Source organism: Halocynthiibacter namhaensis, from assembly GCF_000812685.1.
GTDB classification, from domain to species: Bacteria; Pseudomonadota; Alphaproteobacteria; order Rhodobacterales; family Rhodobacteraceae; genus Halocynthiibacter; species Halocynthiibacter namhaensis.
In genome coordinates, this window is the sequence record NZ_JWIF01000001.1 from 1 (window position 1) to 21,935 (window position 21,935).

A 21,935-nucleotide genomic window follows, 5' to 3' on the forward strand; every position below is an offset into this window, starting at 1 on the left:
AAACTCTACGAGCGCACCAGCGTCATCATAACCACCAACCTTAGCTTCTCAGAATGGGCGCAGGTCTTCGGAGATGCAAAGATGACCACAGCGCTTCTGGATCGCCTCACGCACCGCTGCCACATCCTCGAAACTGGCAACGATAGTTACCGCTTCAAGGCTAGCTCAGAGGCTGCAAAGAAAACACGAAAGGAGAAAGCAACATTGACCAACACATAAACGCTGATACATAAACAAGGGTGGGTCAAATCTCGGTGAAAATACCGGGTCACTTCTCAACGCAAATCAACACCCTAGCACCTTCGCCATCGAACGTTGACTGATCTTCTTCTTATGGCGTTCTTTACTTAGTAGCAGGCCGATCTGCGCCGCTCTTTGCCCGGCTACCATGATGGTCCCATCGAGGGCTGAAATGGATTGGATCAATGAACGAACCGTCGCGGTATTTCCTTCAACGGCCCTGATGGTCGGCAGTGACAATCCAGACTGCTTTGCGACGGCTGCCATTGTGACACCTTTCGCTTTTCGTAGAGTATAAATTTGATCAGAGAGGCGCATAAAGATTAATTTATCAAAAACACCCTCAAAGAGAAAGATTTATTGTTCGCCGTCAAATCGCCAATGAAAAGATCGAAGCATCACTAACTGCCAAGCTGGCAGCCTGCATTTATTATTCATCTCCAGCTCCGCATCCCGCTGCTTCTTTTGTTGGTCACATCGCGCATCCTTGACCAACACCACACGCGAAAATCGATGTCGTATCTTTGGGTGTTTGATATCGTTTGAACATCATTCATTATTGGCCTCCAATCGTGGGGCCTGAACATTGTGTATTTTGAATAATTTCACCCAGTTTTAGGTGCAAAATTTACCGAAACCATCATAATCCCCGGTAACACCGCACCAAATTCAATGTGCTTGGGGTTCACGAGTGTTGATGTGCTAACTATTCCAGAGATGCTTCAGCATAGTCATAAAAACAAAGGTTTTCCGTAGATGTGTCGGCGCACCATTTCTTAACTATAGACAGGAAGGCAAGGAAGCGATCACTGATGGAGCCACTGCATTGAAGCCAAGGCTGAGGCTTACGAATGATTGAAAGAGAACCAGACATCCACAGATGAATGAACTGCTCAGCATATGAAAGCTTTTTGACGTTCTTCTTCACGTAATCCAACCGTTCATGGACTTCGAGTTCGATTACACGTGCAGGATCAATCTCAACACCGGTGATTGCCAATGCCTTCCCCATCGAGAAGGACCTATTGCGTTTGCTTAACTGCGTACCAAGCAATGCAAAGCCTTTGATGGCAGAAATCTTCTGTTCAGGTTTCTTGAACTTTACCTCGGTCTTGTCCAGACATGCATATTCCAAATAGCCTTGTGCGCCGTGTGTGAGTTCACCATGCGTGTTGATCCGTTCAGGCTGCACCTTGGCCACACATACACGATGAGAACCTGGGAAGGCATCTCTGACGATCTTACGGACCTCTTTCTTGCTAAGGTATGGATCGGCAATGATACCATGCCAATGCAGCAGTGCAAAAACTTCATCAGGTCGATTAATTGAATCAAGGCAGTCAGGCAATTCATCAGCGGGGAAAATGGTGGCAAGATATTCTGCGGTTACCATTGCGATCTGAAATCCACCTGAGATTTGTACACCATCAGATAGGTTGGCGAATGCATCGCGCATCCTTGGGCGGCAGCTATCAAGCATTTCCTTTGCATCCGCAGTATCCAATGGCAATACCATGTTGTTGATGGTCGTTGGATGTCGCATTACATCTGGAAAGCCCTTCTGCTTTGCCTCCATGCGTTCACCAGCACGACTGGCATAGGATCGCCCGGTTGCAACACCACATTGGTTAAACCCCTCAGGGCTTTTGTAATCTTTTCTACGAGGATGATCACTGGTTTGACGGGATGCCTTACGTTTGGTCGAAGACCGTTTTGCAGCCTTCTGCTGGTTCAGAATTGATGCGATAACTTCGTTACCCGTGACTGCATAGTCACTTTCCAAAATCCGTAATTTGTAGCACTGATCATTGGCAAAGCCAGTTTTGTTGAGTGCGATGGCGTTAATGATGTCGCGCATACTGCGCAAAGTTGGCCTTGCCATGATGTGATCCCTTCTTGATCTTTAACGTGTAACCGAATGAATGTAGTGGGATCATCGCCGATGTGTTAATTTTGGTCTGATAAAAGCCTGATCATCCACTTTGGTGTCTTTCGAATAACCATATTTAGTCAGACAATGGTCCGACCTAGGTAGTGGGGCTGAAGTGGTTGGCGGCAACGGTTCGGCACAAGTCATCCTTTGGACAAACGTTCCTAAATACTGTGAGGAGGAAGACCCATGTTGAAACGTTTTTCTGTGCGGAATTTGGACCAAAACGCCATCGAGATGCTTGCTGAAATCAAGATCGAGGAACGCCGTGAACTTGGCGCTATCCTTGAGGATTGCATTCATTCATATTGGCATGAAATTTTTGATGAAGATGGTACGGATCACCTCGACCATGAGAACGCGGCATAGGATCACGGCAACGATCACGAGCATCCAATTGACGCATGCGGTTGCAATCAGTGCCACAGTTACATGTTCAAATTGTTCCACCAATTTGAACATGTAAACAACGCGCGTGTTTTCTCGGCGATATCCCACGCAACCTCCGCCCCACCAGAAGGGTTTAGACCATCATCGGGGACACTGACTGCCCAACGTAATTATTACACAGCCAGTGGTCCCCAGGTTCAATCTGGTGGGCGCTCGCGCCGGGCGCGTTGCGTAATGGCCAAGGTACCGATGAAAGAATAGTAGATTATGACGACAACGGTGACCTTCAATGCGATTGATACCCGGCGATGCGAATACCGGGTTGATGGGCATGAATTAATCGAGGGATGTTGAATTTCACACGGAATGCCTTGAAATGGAAAAAACATCGCATAACTTCATGTCAACGGTGGGATTTCGTCACCCTGCCCAGAGGCCCCAACTCCCTCGCCAATGGCGTTTTCTACCGGCGTCAGTCATGTCTGTTCATGAGGTTGAGTTGGGGTCTTGTTATTAATCGCAGTATTCGCGCCCGTGGCACCGCCGGGGCGAACACGCATCATTTCTGACGAATGGAGGTAAGATCATCTATCGGTGTTCGCCAATGACGCGGCGTTTTTGTTTCCATCTCAGTGATCAATTCGGGGTTTGATACCCTAGGGGATATCAAACAATCCCCCGCATCCGACCAAAGATCAGGGGTTCGTGTGGCAGCTTCCAGCCCGAAGCCGTCATTGCCTTTCGCATCGCCGGCTGGATTGCAGGTACTTTCTGCGGTTGCGAAGGTGCGCCGCCAAAATGATTAATGCGGACATTCACAGGCCAATCATGCCCAGCATCCAAGTGATACTTCCCCCCAAGGACAGCAATGCACAGATAGTGTACTTTGCAATGCCGGGCGATCGGTCCAGAGCCGACATAGTACCGCAATAACTGCAAATTTCGTGGAATTGCGTTCTTTAGTCTGGTCGTCAATGCAGCAACCAGTTACCGTTTGCGCTCACTAGTTGTTGGAGGTCCATTGATGACCATACGAATTACTGGGAAGCGTTTTTCCCACGTACATTTCACACGGGGTGAGCCCCTTAAAGATGGAAAAAAGGCGAGGTTCCGTGCCGCCAAATTGACGGACGAGCATTTTCGTTTTGGCAATAGCAAGACTGTGGATTACAGGAAGTCCGCGATTAAACAACTCGAAATCGAACTGGGTATGACATTTGGAACTCGGTCTACCAATGGGAAACTTATTCAAAGTTTTGAGTGGTTTTTCAACCGTATCACTATACTTGAATTTCTAGATGCGCTGACAGTTTTAGTAATAGCACGCAATGCACGGTACCGTGCTGAAGGTAACACCTACCTAGCTGAACTGAAGCGGATTTTTTTGGAAGAAAATTTGGCCTACGAGTTTGACGACGAAGGTGGCGTTCACCCTCTTGTAGACGGAGCATTTACGGCGAATACTAACAGTGCAATTGCAGCCCTTGAAGGCGAGCGATACGCAGGAACTCTCGCATTAATTGACAGTATTGACGGGCATCTAATACAGAACCCGAGTAGCTATGTAGGTGCTATCCGCGCTGTGTTTGGCGCGAACGAAAACCTCTTCAAGCTGATGTTCGGAACCAATCAACTCAATGCCAAGTTCGCTGCTCAGCACATAGGTCCAATTCAACAACGACTTTATGACGGACACCCGCTCAAGCTTGGCTCTAACAGCAAAATGTTAGCAGCGTTCAAACAATGGATCGATGCCGCACACTTCTACCGCCATGAAGAGGGCGCGGAGACGCCAACCCAACCAAACGAAGAGTTTTCCGTGCTCTTTGTTTCGCAAGGTTTGGGATTTGTTCGTTGGTTAGCGCAAATCGACCGTCTTGAAACGGCAGCGAAAGCCTCGCGATAATGCATGGCTGGAATATTCATAAGACAAGCGTTTCTCGATCGTTCATGATGGTCGTTGATGAGGTCGATGCAGTTGTGATCTGTCGCGTATATGTTTTGATGCCTGCATAGAAAGAGAATTTATGTCACCTGAAGACTGCACCAAGAATTGCGTAGACTGCTGTATCTCTATCCCTTCGCCTGCATCAAAGTGTGCAACGTGTGGAAGTTATCAGGATTGGCGGCGTTTTTTGCCAGCTTGGAGCCACCTATTGGCCTTGATCATCGCGGTTTTGGCCTTGATCACCTCAGTCTTGGGCCACGGGCGCTCCGCTGTGGAGGCCGTGAGCCAGTACCTGTCACGAGAGAACTTCAATCTGAATGCAGCTGTTATCGAGTTAGGGATAGATCAAAGCGCGTTCGCTGTGACCAACACTTCTGACCGGAGCGCGGTTATTACATCGATACAATGCGGTCTGTTTCTTCCAATTGATCCTTGGGTGCACCTCGACAAACCCATCATCGCAGGAGGCGTTGAAGGGTACCGTTGGGGGGAGACCGTCGGGATGTTTCTCGTTTCCTTCAACCCCGACGAGCCCGTCAAAATAGCAGCCAGTGAGCAGGCGGTGGTTACGTTCCACACTAGACATGTTAGCCCAGCTTTTGGGGACGATCGCTTCCAAACTCCGCGTGAGCCTGAGGATTTGGTTTCAAGTTATTGTTCTATAAGCGGGGTTAGCGGCAATAACGAACTAATCGTGGGGGCTTTTCTATTGAACCCTCACAATACACTGGACTTGGATGCTTTAGAGATGCTGGAAATTGCTGACTACTCGGAGCTACAAGTATCTGAACGAGAGGCACTCAAGCACACGATACTTAGCGCTCGGTCAGCGGCGGAGTAGAGCAAAAGCGACCTTCACTGGTTTAGCAGACACTCTTAGTTTTCCAAAAAGGACCGTTTGTTGAACGGTTCGTCAAAGCGATCATTTAGGCGCAAACAACGAAGGTCCGAAAGCCCGCACACCCACGTTTTAGGCGAAAAAAATTCTGCGCCATGCATGGATGGCTGGTTTGGTGAATCTGCAATGCAGCGAAATCGAAGTAATGCTAAGGGTGGCTAGTGCCGAATGAGTGACTTTGCAAAGTACACTTTCTGCCCATTGCTGCCGTTAGTGTTGGCGATGCCGGAATGTATGGGAATATGCTATTGGCGCACTGCACCCCAATCTACATCACGCAATCAAACGCGTACCGTTGGGTCCGCCCCGTTGCCGCAATTACATGGTACGATATTCGCCGGGTAAATTTCGCATGGGGCAACCTCGGCTCGTTAAGACGCTAGGTATCATCACTGGGGCCCATGGGTGGTCACCGCAATTATTACACACCCAGCGGCCTCCAGGTTCGACCTGGTGGGCATTGACAACAATGGTATCGGGTTTTACGCAATCGAGTTGGAATGCGCGTCAATCTTTGCCAATCGATACCACCGTGGTTTTGGTTGTTGATGTTGGCACCAACCTTTCGATCATCGAGATCATGTCGGGTTGTTTCTCACGAGGGTCAACAACGCCGATGTCACGGTACAAACTGTCAATTGCTACACCATGCTGCGTCACGGCCAGCAGTATCCGTAGGGCGGGTACCGCAGGCCATTCGACTGATCCGAATGCCGCCACGAGATAAGGTTCTAGCAATTCGATATACCGCCGTTCGGTCGTCATCCTAAGTCGCCTCTTGAACAATGCAGGAAAATTCATCGGGCGGATGCCGATTTCCCGGCGTATCGCGTTTCGTTGGCTTAGGCGTTTGAACAGAACTTGCTTCTCCATCGACGTAACGAGCATGTAAGTTGTCATTTAATGTCCATAAATTATTGGGTAAAAAGGGGGGCAATCGATTATGTGACTGCCCCCAAACACCCCATCAGGCATGTCGGGTCACAGGGATGAATCGACACGCGTGGATGGGGTAACACTTAGCGACCATCACAACCTCCGTATGTGGCGTCGCCGGGGTCCACGTCGGCATTGGTATCGCCAATATCTCCAACTGCTTGGCCCCAACCATCCGGCGAAACGGCGGGGTCGGGACTTTTGTCGGAAGAGGGTCGATTGACGCAGTGATCAACCATTGCTAATTGCCCCACGGCATCGGCTTCCATCTGTTCAACCAATTCAGGGTTTGCCACACGCCATGCCACATACCCGGCATAGCCTTGCTGGTTGATTTCGGCGCGCTCTGTAGTGGTCATGGTGTCATATTCTTCAACATCCACATCCGGCACAAACCCGAGCTTCACTTCCATATACAGTGATGTGCATGTTTCGACCTCGGAGCGGTCCAACACGCGCGTTTCAGCGGTTTCGGAGCACATTAAGTACGCGGCGATAAGGGCAAGGGATTCTGGGGTCATGTCGTCTCCTATGGTGGCGTGTTCGAAACACGCACATCATTTAGTGCACATTATCGAATCATATACATCACATTATGACGTGTTATTGTGTGATGCACCACAAGATGCGACTACAAACATGAAAGAGTTTCGAGGAATATGATCACAAAACAACACCAAGAGGCGTATCGCCATGAGCAACACCGTCCCAAACAACATCGCCAAACTGCGCAAAGATCACGGTTTATCCCAAGCAACCCTTGCGGGTCGTCTCAACATGTCGATCACGCAACTCTCCCGGTTGGAACGCGGAATTTCATCGGTGACGCAGTTCAGAATGCAGGTGTTGGCGGGATTATTCGACATCGAACCGCACGAGCTATTCAAAGACAGCAAGTCTAGGGAGCGGATCGAATTGAAAATCATGAAAGATGTGATCGTACAATTGGACGAAATGGTCGCCCGGTTGGATGTGCCACTGACGCCAAAACAACGTGGGGACCTTACAATCGAGCTATACCTTCTGGAAACCAATGATCATGACGCCGACACATTGTCGGAACACACCGTCGATCTGAAAAAGTTCGAAGGCATGGTACGGGCATTGGGGAGGTAGTAGTTATTGTCATTTGGCCTTTAAATTGAGAAACTTGAATAAATTCCGCTGTGCCACTTGAAATGAAATCCGTGCAATACCATCTCGACATCACTGTGATGTCCTCTTGCTTAGGTCCACATGACCAGAGCCGAACCACGGACGGAATTAAGAGCGAGTAATGCTCAATGGCGGATTTCTTCGCCATGTCTGTTTGTGCGCATCGGTCAACTGGCAATGAGGGTGGGAAACTCAGGCCGCTATAAACGGTCCTGAACATGGAATCCCAAATTTTACTGTCGGAACAATCCCCGACGAACCCGAACCACATCAACCAATCAAACAAATTGGATGAGACACTCCTATTGCTTTGCCGTCAATTCGCTCGACAATGTGCCTTGGATTGCATGCGTGATGTTGACTATATGATCGACGGAGAAACCGAATGAAACGATGTGCGATTTATTGTCGGTATTCGACTGATATGCAGAAAGATTCATCTCTGGTGGATCAGGAGCGAGAGGCACGCGAATATGCCGAACGACAAGGCTGGACGGTCGTTGACATCTATTCGGACGCGGCCATGAGTGGTGGTTCATCCAACCGTCCCGATTTTGAACGAATGAAAGCAGATGCCGATGCGGATGCATTCGATATCGTTTTGTCGGAATCGATTGATCGACTATCCAGAAACCTTGTTGTGACTGCAAGTCTTCATGAAGAACTTAGCTTCCTAGGCATTCGACTCTTCACCATTCATCAGGGCGAAATCAATAAAATGTTGGTTGCCATGATGGGTATGGTGGCTGAACAATACGTCAGTGATCTCAGAGATAAGGTAAAGCGTGGTCAACGTGGCCGTGTACTTAATGGCAAGGCAGCTGGCGGTGTAGGATACGGTTATATTGTCGGTTGCCCCGGTGAACGCACGATTGATCCAAAGCAGGCACTGATCGTGCACCGCATCTTCAATATGTTCGCCGATGGTGTCAGTCCCCGTGCGATTGCCAAGGCCCTCAATGTGGAAGGTATTGAAGGGCCAAAGGGGGCTGTTTGGAAGGATACCACCATTCGCGGTCAACGTGATCGCGGTACGGGACTTCTGAACAACGAAGCTTATATTGGGCGGCTGGTGTACGGGCGAACTCAGTACAAGAAAAACCCAAAGACGGGACGCCGTGTCTCGCGCATCCAACCTGAAGAAAACTGGACCATCACCGAGGTTCCCGAACTTCGGATTATCGATGATGACCTTTGGCAACGTGTGAAAGAACGCCAGCAAGCGAATACCATTGTCATGCCCAGAGATGGTGATAACCGCCCACTCAACCGCAAACACAGGAAGACCCACCCTCTTTCAGGGGTACTGATCTGTGGGTGCTGTGGGGGACCTATGGCGATCACAGCAAGTGATCGTTACGGCTGCTCTGGGTACCGTGCGTCCCGTATATGTGACAACCGTCGCACCATCCCCCGTAAGGAAGTGGAGGATCGGGTCTTTGCAGGCTTGCGTACAGGTCTTTTGAACTCTGAATATCTGGATGCGTTCACTGCTGAGTTCCAAAAAGAAGTAGACAGACTTCGCAAAGCCACCACATCTGAATTGGCGTCAAAAAAGAAACGCCTCATCGACGTAACGCGCCAGATCGAACGTATTGTGGATCACATCATCAATGGCACTGGCAGTAAAAGCATCACAAGCAAACTGGGTGATCTTGAAACCGAACAAGAAGCTCTCGAATCGCAAATTACAGAGTCAGAGCAACAAGCCACCGTCATTCCCATTCACAACATCGGTCGGATGTACCGGGCAACCATCAGGCAGTTGACGGATGGCTTGAATGACCCTGCGATCCGCTTGAAAGCCATCGAAACAATCCAAACCCTTATTGATCACATCAAGATAACCCCAACGAACTTGGACTTTGACGTTGAACTACACGGTCAATTGGGTGCGATTATGGAAATGGTAAGCCAGAAAGAACGAAGCCCCGCAGCTTTCGCTGCGGGGCATTCGCCTTCGGTGGTTGCGGGAGTAGGATTTGAACCTACGACCTTCAGGTTATGAGCCTGACGAGCTACCGGGCTGCTCCATCCCGCGTCAATTGAGTTTCGTTTAGTCTAGCTCTGCGGTGGCCACAAGCGGTTTTTTCACTTTTCATCGGATAAATGTAAACAAAACGAAACGCACAGCCCAATGGTACCTCTTTTACCCATAAGCTTATCCAACCTTAACCAGATGATTATCCCACTGCCACGAATCTTGGTTCAAGATCTCAATCCCAGAGGCATCAACCACCGCAATTCTGCCGGTACCAGCTGTCGTAAGAAAACTGTCCGCCTGACCTGGGGCAACACCGCAGACATCGTCCATCGCATGTTGTTTTACAAACTGACCGTCGCGCGTGAATATTTGCATAACCCCGCCACGGGGCGAAGTGATCGCAACATGCCCACCCTGCCCTGTGAAGCTGATCGATCCCGCATAGCCATTCAATTGCCGATGCAGGCCATCTGGCGCTTGGACAAATCTCAGCGACTCACCCCGATGGTGAAGCGCCAACAGTGCGGGGGCCGCAAAACTGTCGCCTTGCCATTGCAACGCGCATCCCACCAATCCATCCTCGGTCACCGCCAAATGCCTAAGTGAGTTCATATGATCTGGAGGGGCAACTTGATCCAAAACCTGTCCAGTTGAGGTCACATAGGTCAAGTTCGGGCGCATCTCGGGGATGTTCATCTTGGCACGTCCCGTATCAGGATGCGTTTCGATCCCACCATTTGCCACCACGAAAACATCCTTCCCCGGCAGACGAAGCATTTCATGTGGACCAATACCACCAGATGAGAACTCACCGACACGCACCCAAGCGGCATCACGGTCCCAGATGCCAATCACGCCACGGCCATTGTCGTAATCGTTCTCAGGCGTGAACAACAGTGTCCCATCCTGAGAGAAAGCCCCATGCCCATAAAAATGCCGCCCTTCCGGCGCATTCAATGTCGCCAAAGTGCGCCCCTTGATGCAATCAATCACCAATGCAAACGTGCCAGGACGGCGGGCAAATGCGATGGCTTCGGGGCGGAAAGGATGGGCGGTTGCCGCATGGCCACGGGCGGGCAAAGGGATTGTGAAGCGGACCCGGCCTGCGCCCGTCAATCCAGCCAAAGAATAAGTCCCATCCGTCACGCGTGCGGCCGCAAGATATGCGGGATCGCCCGCATCGGCCCAAACCGGAGCGGGCAACACCCCAGTGCTGATCAACCCCGTTAGAAATGTGCGCCGCGAAGGGTGCATCGCTTAATCCCCATCAAGGGCATTGAAACCAACCCCCACACCGATCGCCGGGCCAAGTTCATCGGTTACGATGAGACGCAAGCGCTCGACGGATTGCTGCAAAATTTCGACTTTCAAGCGGCCAGATGTTTCGCTGACTGATGCAAATATCGGGTCATCGGGATCTGCTGCCAAATCCAGGGCCTCTGCAAACCCAACCTCAAATCGCGACGCAATTTCGGGATGATCCGATGATAAAATTGCTGCCAGTTCAGATAGTTCTTCCAATGCGACAATCAGTTGATGGCGCGAACGACCGGATCGACGCAATTCTGCACGACGTGGGCGGGGGCGATCAAATGTGCCAAGCGGTCGCCCCAATCGAGAAAGCGTCGCGAACTCCAAGCCCGTCGCCAGCGCTTTATAAAGCTCTTGGTAAACCTCACCTTCCCCACGATACGGCCCTGTTTCGACTGGATTCAGCATCGCATCGCCATATTGCCCTTGCCAATCAGACAAGATCGCAGCGCTTGTATCAACAAGCCCCGTCGCAATGGCACGTATCAAAGCGCAACGATATTCCGGGGTTGCGGCTGCGCGCATGGCGTCATCATACAGCAGGAATTCAAGCGCGTTCAAACCCCGCGCAGCAACAGATACGGTTTCAAAGATCGCCGGGTCAGACACCGACGGATCAAGATCGGTCAGAAGCTGGTTCAACGCCTTGGCGGTTTTGCCACGCGGATCCGGCCAAAACGCCAAGGCAAAGGCCCGGGCGTCGGTTTCAGATGGGCCAAACCGCAGATGGCTGACACGGGTCCAAGCATCCATCATCGCGCCCCAAGCATCGCGCAGATCAGGATCATCCACACCGCAGTGGCTGTCGGTGGCCAACAGCAGAGATTCCGCGTGATTTGCCAAACCCTGATACCCTGGCAGGATCTGTTCCGTAACCGTTTGTTCAATGATCGTTTTGACATCAGCCTGCGCCATCAAGGGAAACCCCGTCGCCAAAACCACCAAACAGCTTTTCATCAAATGGCGCATCGCCAATCCTTCAATCATATTGCCCAAACCACCACGGCCTATAGGCTTTCGAGAAACGCAATCAAATCATCACGATCGGACGGCGCCATCCCTACAACCGCGTCACGCGCAGCCTGTGCTTCGCCGCCATGCCATAGAATCGCCTCAAGCAGCGATCGCGCCCGGCCATCGTGCAAGAAGTATGTGTGCCCAGAAACCTGGCGCGTCAAGCCAATCCCCCACAACGGCGGGGTGCGCCATTCTTGCCCGGTTGCCCGCGCCTCAGGGCGGTTGTCGGCAAGGCCCGGCCCCATGTCATGCAACAACATATCCGAGTAGGGCCAAATCAACTGAAAGCTTTGTTCCGGCTGATCTTCCAAACGATGGGTGACATAGGCGGGCGTGTGGCAGGCAATACAGCCAGTGTCGTAGAATATTTCTTTACCACGCAGCACATCTGATGCATCGACATTGCGGCGTGCAGGCACTGCGAGGTTGCGACTGTAGAAGGTCACAAGATCCAAGCCTTCAGTGTCGACTTCAAGATTTTCACGGTTTTCAACTTCCTCGCCGTTGCGCGCAGAGCGACAGTTGATCTGGGCCTCGGTGCAATCCCCCCAACCGCCGGGAAACAACGGATTAGAGATCCCAATATCACCAGAAAAAGCCCCGGCGGATTGCTGTCGAACGGTTGGGTTGCCCGCCTTCAAGCCAAAGCGGCCCAACATAGGCATATCATATTCCACCGACCAGGTGATGTTCGGGCGCCCTGAAATCCCATCGCCATCCACGTCATTTGGATCAGCATTCGCAAGAATATCTGCTGTGGGAATGGCCTCTAACAAACCAAGGCCAATCATCTGCGGCGCGATGCGAGGGCTGAACATCGCATCAGGGTGAAAAGCGCCATAGCCCGGATCAGCTGGCGTATATGTCGGCACGCGCAATGATGCCACCCCACCATTCAGGGCAACTTCGCGTTCCTCGTAAGTTATGTCCAAACGGATTTCGGGTGCATGCCCGGGCAAGCTTAAATCCTGCAGCTGCGATCCATAGGTCGGTTCCGGCAATGTGGCCAAATAGCCGTCAATCGCGGCCAAGCCTTCCGGCAAAGCATAGTCGTCAGGCGCCGGAATAGAGGTGCGCAGAAAAATCGAAACCGCACTTTCTTCACCGGGCTCCGGCGTATGCCCACGCCCATCTTTCAAGTGACAGCGTTGACAGGATCGTGCGTTATAAAGCGGTCCTAATCCGTCAGACGCCAAGGTCGATGCCGGGGAGGAAACCCACAGCTTACGGAAAAATCCGTTGCCAACTTTGAACGTCAACTCGCCCTCGAAGCTGATATTGGCCGAGGCTTGAGAAAACGCATCCGCGTCAGCACGCGCGCGTACCGTGGCCGCCCCAGCTGAGTTCACTTCATATCGGTTCGCAGTGGTGAAATCTGTGGTCGGGGTTGTAACTGCTTGCACACGCGCGGCTTCTGCAACCGTGCGGGGGACAATCGACAAATGCGGTTCATCTGTGACACCGGCAAATCCGGCGGTGGTAGCGAGGCCAAGCAACAGGATCGTTGTGTGGCCCAGGGCTGTAACCGGCATGTTTCGCGCAGGTACGCGCATCCTGTTTCGTGACATTGTCTTCGCTTTTCTATCGCGCAAGAACCTCGCGCAGGCCACAGCGTTAAACACCCAATGGGGCGGGTCACCCATGGTCAGGCAGGGACCCAACAGGCCCCTGCCCGCAGTCAGTTATTCAAACACTGAACCTGGGTTGTCAATGCTGTCAGAACCTTCAAACGCAATGTTATCAAGGCCAAGCGCACCAACAACACGTTCAATAGATTTGGTCTGATCGATCAAGCCATTCACGCCACCCATCACAAGGGCCTCACCTGCTTGATTGCCCTGCTCCAGCATTTGGTCATATGAAAAACCAGCTTCGGCGGTGGTCTTGATACGGCCAAGCGCGCGCATAGTGGTGGACAGTTTTGCCTGCATTTCCGCATCAAGTGCCGCATCTTCATGAGATACGAGGTCTGCCAAAGACGCCCCTGAAACCAAGTCACCATTCACACGCACATATTCGCCAAGGTAAACATTCTGTACGCCTAGGCCATCGTAATAGTGGCTGTTGTGGGTGTTATCCGAGAAACAGTCGTGCTCTTCTTCTGGGTCGTTCAACAGAAGACCAAGACGCATGCGTTCACCGGCTTGCTCACCGTAAGAAAGGGACCCCATGCCCGTCAGCATCGCAACGATGCCCGCATCTTCGTCGCCCACAACAGTGCCACGTGCGTCGCCGCCGTCAACCCATTGCGCCGTCATGAATTCAAGATCCGAGATCAACAAATCAGTTGCCGCTTTCAGGTATTCACCACGACGATCACAATTGCCGTTTGTACAATCATCCCCCATTGCATAATCGGTCCATGCGCGTGCGCCCGCACCGTGGTCTGTGCCATTCATGTCCTGGCCCCACAGCAGAAACTCAATCGCGTGATACCCTGTTGCAACGTTGGATTCTACACCGTCTGCTTCGTGCAATGTGCTTTCCAGCAGCTCAGGCGTGATCTCAGATGCGTCGATTTCAGTGCCCGATAGGTTAAACGTTGGGCTTGCAATCACATTGAGAACAGCATGTTCGTTTTCATCTGTGGCACCGCCATAAGATGTGTCAACATAGTCGATCAGACCCTCATCCAGTGGCCAAGCATTCACTTTGCCCTCCCAGTTATCCACAGCCGTATTGCCAAAACGATAGACTTCGGTCTGCTGATAAGGCACGCGTGCAGCGATCCATGCTTCCTTGGCCGCTTCCAAGTTCTGCGCAGAAGGGTCCGCGATCAACGCGTCAACTGCCGCACTTAAGGTACGCGCGGTTAGCAAGCTGTCTTCGTATTTCGCATGTGCGATGTTGGCATAGTTGGTCAGCACGTCAGCTTTGCTAACATCGTGGCCGTCAGCGAATGCGGCACCAGCGGTCAAAGCAAGTGCAGAAGTCACGAGGATAAAAGATTTCATAGTCTGTCCCTGTCGTAAATCGGGCCACGCGAAATTACGCGGCTGAGTTCAGATTCGCGAGTAACTTACTAAAAAAATCAGGAATAGCAATCCGACTTTTTTGATCAGGTATTATTTATCACTCCGTCACCCATAGGTTTCCATGATTTCCGCAAGCGTAGCGTAATGATCGCGGTATTCGAATGATCCGAATTGCCCACCAATACGCACGGCAAGATAGAAGGCTGTTGCCAAGATCAAAGCGGGCCAAAGCGTCAGCAACACGTAACGTTGGCAGAATGCATCTTTCACCATCGCCGCATAAAATCGCCAGTCGCAACGCGCCCGATCCCAGCGATCCCCACCCACAGCATAGCCAAAATCATGATGACGCCAGCTGGCACTTTTAAAGAACCAACTTGCAGTTTTGGTAATGAAATCCCGCACGGATGCTGGCAGCCAACCCGGCCCCACCCCATTGCCAAAATTCAACTGTTGCTCGGGAGTGAGCTGCTCAAACTGTGGACGCTTCATAATCAATCTCTCGTTAATGTTTTCAGTCTGCCACAAAAAACCCCGCCTGTCAGAAACAAACGGGGTTCAATCAATCACATAAGGCGGCTTGGCTTAGTCGCTTTCGTCCATGTTTACATTCAATGCTTTCGCAACGGTGAAGATATCTTTGTCACCGCGGCCGCACATATTCATCACGATGATATGGTCTTTCGGCAAAGTCGGGGCCAGTTTCATCACATGCGCCAAAGCGTGGGATGGTTCCAGCGCAGGAATGATGCCTTCTTGTGTGCAGCAGAACTGGAACGCCTCAAGCGCTTCAACATCCGTGATGGACACGTATTTCGCACGGCCAATCTCGTGCAACCAAGCATGTTCTGGACCAATACCTGGATAATCCAAGCCTGCAGAGATCGAGAACCCTTCAAGGATTTGGCCATCGTCATCTTGCAATAGATAAGTACGGTTGCCGTGCAGAACACCAGGGCGCCCACCAGTCAAAGACGCGCAATGTTCCATCTTTTGGTCCACACCTTTACCGCCGGCTTCGACACCCACGATATTCACGCTTTCATCATCAAGGAAGGGGAAGAACAGACCCATCGCATTGGAACCACCACCGATTGCTGCAATGATAGTGTCTGGCAAACGGCCTTCGCCTTCATGTTCTTGCAATTGCACTCTGGTTTCTTGGCCAATGATCGCCTGAAAATCACGTACCATGGCAGGATATGGATGTGGTCCAGCCACGGTACCAATACAATAAAACGTATCGCGCACGTTGGTTACCCAGTCACGCAGAGCATCGTTCATCGCGTCTTTCAACGTGCCACGACCAGAAGTCACCGGCACAACTTTCGCACCCAACAATTTCATACGGAACACATTGGGGGCCTGACGTTCAACATCATGCGCGCCCATGTAAACGATACATTCCAAACCGAAACGTGCACAAACCGTCGCCGTTGCAACGCCGTGTTGGCCCGCGCCAGTTTCCGCGATAATCCGGGTTTTCCCCATACGACGGGCCAGCAAGATCTGCCCCAGAACGTTGTTGATCTTATGCGCGCCGGTGTGGTTTAACTCGTCGCGTTTCAGATAGATCTTTGCACCGCCAAGGGCCTCGGTCATGCGTTCGGCATAATACAGCGGGCTGGGACGGCCAACGTAATGCTTCCAGAGATCATCCATTTCCGCGTGGAATGCGGGATCGACTTTCGCCTTCTCGTATTCCTCTTGCAGATCAAGGATCAGTGGCATCAGGGTTTCAGAAACGAAACGCCCGCCAAAATCACCAAAACGACCATTTTCATCTGGCCCGTTCATAAAGCTGTTGAACAGATCATCCATTGAATTTCCCCCTCAGAAACGTGGTATCGGATTTGTCGCGGCTTTGACAAAATCCGCAATCTTAACTGCATTCTTTACGCCCGGCGCGCTCTCAACACCAGAAGAAACGTCAACCTGTTTCGCCCCGGTCAGATGGATGGCCTCGGCGACATTGTTCGGGCTCAAGCCCCCTGCCAACATCCAAGGTGTGGCCCAGCGACGCCCGGCCAGCAAACGCCAGTCAAACGCCAGTCCATTCCCGCCAGGAAGATCTGCATTTTTCGGGGGTTTCGCATCAATCAACAGCTGGTCCGCGACTTGGGTATAGAGGCTAATTTGATCGAGATCTTCTTCGTCCGAAATGCCAATCGCCTTCATCACAGGCAAGCCATACCGCCTGCGCACCTCGTGCACACGTTCAACAGTTTCAGAACCATGCAGCTGTAACATGTCCAGCGGCACCTGTTCTGTTATCGCATCCAGTGTGGCGTCATCCGCATTCACCGTCAGCGCAACCTTGGCAACGCCTTCAGGGGTCGCAAGCGCCAATGTTCGGGCTTGTTCAATCTCAAGATGGCGAGGTGACTTTGCAAAAAACACAAAGCCCGCGTAATGGGCTTTGGCCGCAGCAACTGCCGCAACATCTTGCACGGTTTTTAATCCGCAAATCTTCACATTGGTCGTCATATAAGTGCCCTGCCTTTTGGCAGCAACTTAGGCTTTGCCATCCAGAAGTGCCAGCACATCATCGGCTTGGCCGCCTTTTTCTGTGGACGTCTCCGCACGCAAACGATCAATTTCTTTCTCGAGCTTGCCGGCCTTGCGTGCCGTTCCACGGAATTTGGACTCGCGCAGCCACTCCCAAACGAAACCGACCAGAAGACCTAGGATAATGCCGCCAACAACAACCACAAACAACGGCAATTGCAGTGGTTCACCCGACAGCCCAATGGCTTCAGATATCTCTTGGGGCAAAATATATAGGGACACCATCGCACGATTGGCCAGCGCCACCATAATCAGCAGCACAGCCAAGGCACCTAAGAACACATACTTAATATACCGCATAACTTACTTTCCGTTTAAGCGATCCCGTAACAATTTTCCTGTTTTGAAAAACGGTACGTATTTCGCAGCAACCTCAACAGATTCACCTGTACGTGGGTTGCGGCCTGTACGGGCCTCACGTTTTTTCACCGAAAACGCTCCGAAACCGCGAAGCTCGACCCGGTCGCCGCGCGCCATGGCTTCTGTGATTTCATCAAATACCGTATTCACAATACGTTCAACATCTCGTTGATAGAGATGTGGATTTTCGTCTGCTATTGCTTGAACAAGTTCCGAACGGATCATTCCTTACATTCCCCTGCTGGCTTCAGCGCTTGTTTAAGTTGCGCTCTTTTTTAGTCATCATCTCGTGACTTAATTGCATATTCGCGGCTGCGAATGAAAATCGCAACAACTAAGGCCTCGAAAACCACTTACCCATACAAAAAAGCAGCTATTTGCGCCAATTTCACGGGGAATATCACACATCACGCCCCCTAGCATCCCAAGGCGCGGCAATTTGCAAAGGCGATTCGCAAAACAAAAGGGCCCCGCCTAATTGGCAGGGCCCTTAATTTCTCAGTCAGAAACGACGTTTATTCGTCAGTTTTCAGAGCTGCACCAAGGATATCACCCAAGGACGCGCCAGAGTCAGAAGAACCGTACTGTTCGACTGCTTCTTTCTCTTCAGCAATCTCACGTGCTTTGATGGACAGACCCAAGCGACGTGTCTTCGCGTCAACATTGGTCACACGCACGTCAAGCTTGTCGCCAACGCCGAAGCGCTCTGGACGTTGCTCAGCACGGTCACGGGACAGGTGGAACGACGGATGAAGGATTTCATGCCTTCATAGTCAACTTCCACGCCGCCTTCTTCAATCGCAGTCACTTCAACTGTGATGATAGAACCGCGCTTAACGCCATCAGCAACTTCAGCGAATGGATCGCCGCCCAATGCTTTCACGGAGAGAGAGATGCGTTCTTTTTCAACATCCACTTCGGTGACAACGGCCTGAACCATTTCGCCTTTGTGGTAATCGCCGATCACATCTTCGCCACGGCCTTCCCATGTCAGATCTGACAGGTGAACCATGCCGTCGATTTCGTTCTCAAGACCGATGAACAGACCGAATTCAGTGATGTTCTTAACTTCACCTTCAACTTCTTTGCCAACTGGGTTGTTCTCAGCGAACACTTCCCATGGGTTGCGCATAGTCTGTTTCAGACCAAGGGATACGCGACGTTTGGAACCATCGATTTCCAGAACCATGACTTCGACTTCTTGAGACGTAGACACGATTTTGCCTGGGTGTACGTTCTTCTTAGTCCAAGACATTTCAGAAACGTGTACGAGGCCTTCAACACCAGCTTCGAGTTCAACAAATGCACCGTAATCAGTGATGTTGGTGACGCGACCCTTGTGGACAGAATCCAGTGGGTATTTCGCAGCAACAGCATCCCATGGATCGTCTTGCAGCTGCTTCATGCCGAGAGAGATACGATGAGTTTCTTTGTTGATCTTGATCACCTGAACCTTGATGGTCTCACCGATTGTGAGGATCTCGGATGGGTGGTTCACACGACGCCAAGCCATGTCGGTAACGTGCAGCAAGCCGTCAACGCCGCCGAGGTCAACGAATGCACCGTATTCAGTGATGTTCTTAACAACACCGTCAACAGCCTGACCTTCAGTGAGGTTGCCGATAACTTCAGCGCGCTGTTCCGCACGTGATTCTTCAAGGATAGCACGACGAGAAACAACGATGTTGCCACGACGACGGTCCATTTTCAGAACTTGGAACGGCTGCTTCAGACCCATCAGTGGGCCTGCGTCGCGTACTGGACGTACGTCAACTTGTGAACCTGGCAGGAACGCAACTGCGCCGCCGAGGTCAACAGTGAAGCCGCCTTTAACGCGACCAAAGATAGCACCGTCAACGCGTTCTTCGTCAGCATATGCTTTCTCGAGGCGATCCCATGCTTCTTCACGACGCGCCATTTCACGAGAAATGACAGCTTCGCCACGCGCGTTTTCAGCTGCGCGCAGGAACACTTCTACAGTGTCGCCAACAGCGATTTCAGCTTCTTCACCTGGGTCTGCGAATTCTTTAAGGTCAACGCGGCCTTCCATTTTGTAGCCTACGTCGATGATAGCTTGGCCCGCTTCGATTGCGATAACCTTGCCTTTGACAACAGAACCTTCTTCAGGCGTGTCAATTTCGAAGCTTTCCTGCAGGAGTGCTTCGAATTCTTCCATTGAGATATTTTGAGCCATGTGGTCTCAGAGTCCTTTTCAATCGTTTTTCTGGCCGCGCGGTTGTCTCCGCCGGTCTAGGTTTCAGTTGGTCAACAGGCAGCCTGAAACAAACAGACCAAACACAAATAAAGAGGGCCGGTATATGCCGACCCTGCCCGTCATTTTTGTTTTTATGGCTTAAACGCCTTATTGACCCGCGTTCTATACCCCCAATCCACATGAAACACAAGCCTCTCACCGCTGTGAAATAAGGCCAATTCCCCTTGCGCATACCGTCACCGCGGCGGTTAATCTCGCGACCACACGAAAGAATAAATATGATTCGAGAAATCACTATTCAAACCGCCCTGCCGGTACGCCAAGCCGTTTTATGGCCGGGGCATCCGCTCTCACATGCAGAAGTCCCGGGTGATCACACTGCAGTACATTTTGGCGTATATGACGGAGTTCATCTGGTTTGTGTTGGGTCACTGTTCCATGACGACAATGGTGGCGTCCAATTGCGTAAGCTTGCAACTCTTCCCTCACAACAAGGGAAAGGGCACGGGCGCGCGGTGATCCAAACCATGCTGGAACGCATCGGCCCAAACCAACGTTTCTGGTGCGACGCTCGCGTCTCGGCGATGGGCTTTTATGAAAAGCTGGGGATGATCCCCGTCGGAGAGGCCTTCACGAAAAACGAGCGCTCCTATCAACAGATGGAACGCTCAGCCCGTCAGCCCGCACACGCTTAAGTCAGTCGGACTGCGCCATTTCAATTTGCGACACCACACGTGCCACCGCGTCATCAATACTTAGGTCTGAAGTGTCGATAATGGTGGCATCTTCCGCAGGCTTCAAAGGTGCCGACGCCCGCTCGCTATCGCGCTTGTCCCGCGCGCGCAAATCGTCCAAGACCCCATCGCGCGTAACATCTTGGCCCTTGTTCGCCAACTCGAGAAACCGCCGTTCCGCCCGCACTTCGTCAGATGCTGTGACATAAAGTTTTACGTCTGCCTCGGGGCAGATCACAGTTCCAATGTCTCGCCCGTCCAACACCGCGCCCCCGGCACGTCTCGCGAAAGCCCGTTGGAAATCCAGCAAAGCCGCGCGCACTTCTGGAATTGCAGCAACCTTAGATGCAGCTTGGGCAACTTCGGAATTTCGCAAGGCTCCCGGATCAATATCTTCGGCTTGCAACGTCTGAGCGACGATCAAAGGATCTTTGCCCAACAACATCTGAGCCCCCACAGCACGATACAACAGACCTGTATCGAGATGTGCGAACCCAAAATGCGCGGCGACCGCTTTGGAAATCGTGCCCTTGCCCGATGCAGCGGGGCCATCAACTGCTACTGTAAGTGTCATATTTGTCTCCGTCATACGGGCGTAGCGCCTTGTACAAGGACTGTCAAATATCCGTAGAATTTACTTTAGCTTCTGGCCGCGTCTCGCTGATTTTTCTCAAACCAGGTTCTGATGATTGCTTATACTTCCGACTGATCAAATACAGAACACCAAGCCCCAACAACAGCAACAGCGCAAGCCAGGATGATACAACTTTAATTACCGTCCACTGATTGGCTTGATCGACCAAGACAACAGATGGCGGCCCAGGTGTCAGCAACAACCGGGCGACAGCCATATTTTCAAAGTAGTCAGCCGTGGCACCCCCCAAAGCAAGCCCAACTCCAATCAACGCAGCGGCGCTCGAACTTGTTCCGGTCTTTGCATGCAAACGGTTGAAGACCAAACACAAGGTCAGCGCCATCGCACCGGGAAAAATCATATCCAAAACACGTTGAGGCCCAAGGTATATCCCGCGCGCATGTGGCGTCAGTGCATTCAAAAATGCATGCACCTCATCATAAGAATAACCAAAAGCGCGTGTATCAAGCGGTGCCAACCCGCCTGCGCCAGCGGAAATAGCTGGTAACGTCCAAAAAATCATCGCCCCATATATGAATGAGGTCACCGCAAACAAACTTGCGAACAACATTGTAAACCGCATTGCGCCCTCCTGACTTCCGATTAAAGGGGAAAATACTTCAGGCAAAGTTAATGCGTT

General features: G+C 51.5%; 22 protein-coding genes, 1 tRNA gene and 2 pseudogenes. 7 read left to right on the forward strand and 18 right to left on the reverse strand.

Annotated elements, in window-relative coordinates:
- Positions 1–219 (forward strand): ATP-binding protein (locus tag RJ38_RS00005; protein WP_039016866.1); only part of this gene is annotated, 219 nt, incomplete at its 5' end.
- A gap of 66 nt (positions 220–285) precedes the next feature.
- Here the strand turns inward: RJ38_RS00005 and RJ38_RS00010 are convergent.
- A complete protein-coding gene (locus RJ38_RS00010; protein ID WP_156121666.1) occupies positions 286–507 on the reverse strand; it encodes a hypothetical protein in 222 nt (73 codons plus the stop codon).
- 439 nt (positions 508–946) lie between these two features.
- Positions 947–2,122, reverse strand: coding sequence for a hypothetical protein (locus RJ38_RS00015; RefSeq protein WP_039016868.1), 1,176 nt, complete (start codon positions 2,120–2,122; stop codon positions 947–949).
- A gap of 237 nt (positions 2,123–2,359) precedes the next feature.
- Here RJ38_RS00015 and RJ38_RS00020 point away from each other — a divergent pair, with 237 nt between their 5' ends.
- From RJ38_RS00020 to RJ38_RS00030, 3 genes are all read left to right on the forward strand, one after another.
- Positions 2,360–2,539 carry a hypothetical protein gene (locus RJ38_RS00020; protein ID WP_039016869.1) on the forward strand — a complete coding sequence of 60 codons (180 nt, stop codon included), beginning with the start codon at positions 2,360–2,362 and terminating at the stop codon, positions 2,537–2,539.
- Between the two features lie 1,045 nt (positions 2,540–3,584).
- Positions 3,585–4,466, forward strand: coding sequence for a hypothetical protein (locus RJ38_RS00025; RefSeq protein WP_039016870.1), 882 nt, complete (start codon positions 3,585–3,587; stop codon positions 4,464–4,466).
- A gap of 250 nt (positions 4,467–4,716) precedes the next feature.
- Entirely contained in the window at positions 4,717–5,349 is a 633-nt protein-coding gene (locus RJ38_RS00030; protein ID WP_039016871.1) for a hypothetical protein, read from the forward strand.
- Between the two features lie 564 nt (positions 5,350–5,913).
- On the opposite strand, the gene RJ38_RS00035 is transcribed toward RJ38_RS00030, so the two are convergent.
- Together RJ38_RS00035 and RJ38_RS00040 are read right to left on the reverse strand one after the other, a co-directional pair.
- On the reverse strand, positions 5,914–6,171 hold the full coding sequence (locus RJ38_RS00035; protein ID WP_039016872.1) for a hypothetical protein: 258 nt from the start codon (positions 6,169–6,171) through the stop codon (positions 5,914–5,916).
- A 254-nt stretch (positions 6,172–6,425) separates the two neighbouring features.
- Entirely contained in the window at positions 6,426–6,863 is a 438-nt protein-coding gene (locus RJ38_RS00040) for a hypothetical protein (protein WP_039016873.1), read from the reverse strand.
- Positions 6,864–7,035: 172 nt separating this feature from the next.
- Between RJ38_RS00040 and RJ38_RS00045 the strand changes: the two genes are divergently transcribed.
- Both RJ38_RS00045 and RJ38_RS19445 read left to right on the forward strand, forming a co-directional pair.
- Positions 7,036–7,458, forward strand: coding sequence for a helix-turn-helix domain-containing protein (locus RJ38_RS00045; RefSeq protein WP_039016874.1), 423 nt, complete (start codon positions 7,036–7,038; stop codon positions 7,456–7,458).
- Between the two features lie 463 nt (positions 7,459–7,921).
- Positions 7,922–8,938, forward strand: a pseudogene (locus RJ38_RS19445) (recombinase family protein); the annotation flags it as partial.
- Positions 8,939–9,193: 255 nt separating this feature from the next.
- Here RJ38_RS19445 and RJ38_RS19145 read toward each other — a convergent pair.
- The 12 genes and pseudogenes from RJ38_RS19145 to rpsA form a co-directional block, all read right to left on the reverse strand.
- The gene (locus RJ38_RS19145; RefSeq protein ID WP_238321605.1) at positions 9,194–9,334 is read right to left on the reverse strand and encodes a hypothetical protein; all 141 of its coding nucleotides are present in this window, start codon (positions 9,332–9,334) and stop codon (positions 9,194–9,196) included.
- Between the two features lie 127 nt (positions 9,335–9,461).
- Positions 9,462–9,538, reverse strand: a tRNA-Met gene (locus RJ38_RS00055).
- Positions 9,539–9,658: 120 nt separating this feature from the next.
- A complete protein-coding gene (locus RJ38_RS00060) occupies positions 9,659–10,735 on the reverse strand; it encodes a DUF1513 domain-containing protein (RefSeq protein WP_039016876.1) in 1,077 nt (358 codons plus the stop codon).
- A 3-nt stretch (positions 10,736–10,738) separates the two neighbouring features.
- Complete coding sequence (locus RJ38_RS00065; RefSeq protein ID WP_052245085.1) at positions 10,739–11,779, reverse strand: imelysin family protein; 1,041 nt, start codon at positions 11,777–11,779, stop codon at positions 10,739–10,741.
- Between the two features lie 20 nt (positions 11,780–11,799).
- Positions 11,800–13,341 (reverse strand): di-heme oxidoreductase family protein, encoded by a 1,542-nt coding sequence (locus RJ38_RS00070; RefSeq protein ID WP_082005574.1) that lies wholly within the window; start codon positions 13,339–13,341, stop codon positions 11,800–11,802.
- 150 nt (positions 13,342–13,491) lie between these two features.
- On the reverse strand, positions 13,492–14,763 hold the full coding sequence (locus RJ38_RS00075; RefSeq protein WP_039016877.1) for an imelysin family protein: 1,272 nt from the start codon (positions 14,761–14,763) through the stop codon (positions 13,492–13,494).
- Between the two features lie 126 nt (positions 14,764–14,889).
- On the reverse strand, positions 14,890–15,276 hold the full coding sequence (locus RJ38_RS00080) for a hypothetical protein (RefSeq protein ID WP_039016878.1): 387 nt from the start codon (positions 15,274–15,276) through the stop codon (positions 14,890–14,892).
- Positions 15,277–15,369: 93 nt separating this feature from the next.
- Positions 15,370–16,605 (reverse strand): tryptophan synthase subunit beta, encoded by a 1,236-nt coding sequence (trpB, locus tag RJ38_RS00085; protein ID WP_039016879.1) that lies wholly within the window; start codon positions 16,603–16,605, stop codon positions 15,370–15,372.
- A gap of 12 nt (positions 16,606–16,617) precedes the next feature.
- The gene (locus RJ38_RS00090; protein ID WP_039016880.1) at positions 16,618–17,271 is read right to left on the reverse strand and encodes a phosphoribosylanthranilate isomerase; all 654 of its coding nucleotides are present in this window, start codon (positions 17,269–17,271) and stop codon (positions 16,618–16,620) included.
- 27 nt (positions 17,272–17,298) lie between these two features.
- Positions 17,299–17,652: a LapA family protein gene (locus tag RJ38_RS00095; RefSeq protein WP_039016881.1), complete on the reverse strand. Its 354-nt coding sequence runs from the start codon at positions 17,650–17,652 to the stop codon at positions 17,299–17,301.
- Positions 17,653–17,655: 3 nt separating this feature from the next.
- On the reverse strand, positions 17,656–17,937 hold the full coding sequence (ihfB, locus tag RJ38_RS00100) for an integration host factor subunit beta (RefSeq protein WP_039016882.1): 282 nt from the start codon (positions 17,935–17,937) through the stop codon (positions 17,656–17,658).
- A 290-nt stretch (positions 17,938–18,227) separates the two neighbouring features.
- Positions 18,228–19,888, reverse strand: a pseudogene (rpsA, locus tag RJ38_RS00105) (30S ribosomal protein S1).
- A gap of 317 nt (positions 19,889–20,205) precedes the next feature.
- On the opposite strand from rpsA, the gene RJ38_RS00110 reads away from it, so the two are divergent.
- On the forward strand, positions 20,206–20,622 hold the full coding sequence (locus RJ38_RS00110; protein ID WP_052245086.1) for a GNAT family N-acetyltransferase: 417 nt from the start codon (positions 20,206–20,208) through the stop codon (positions 20,620–20,622).
- Position 20,623: 1 nt separating this feature from the next.
- Here the strand turns inward: RJ38_RS00110 and RJ38_RS00115 are convergent, their stop codons facing one another.
- Positions 20,624–21,235, reverse strand: coding sequence for a (d)CMP kinase (locus tag RJ38_RS00115; protein WP_039016883.1), 612 nt, complete (start codon positions 21,233–21,235; stop codon positions 20,624–20,626).
- A 43-nt stretch (positions 21,236–21,278) separates the two neighbouring features.
- Entirely contained in the window at positions 21,279–21,878 is a 600-nt protein-coding gene (locus RJ38_RS00120; RefSeq protein WP_039016884.1) for a hypothetical protein, read from the reverse strand.
- Positions 21,879–21,935 lie beyond the last annotated feature (57 nt).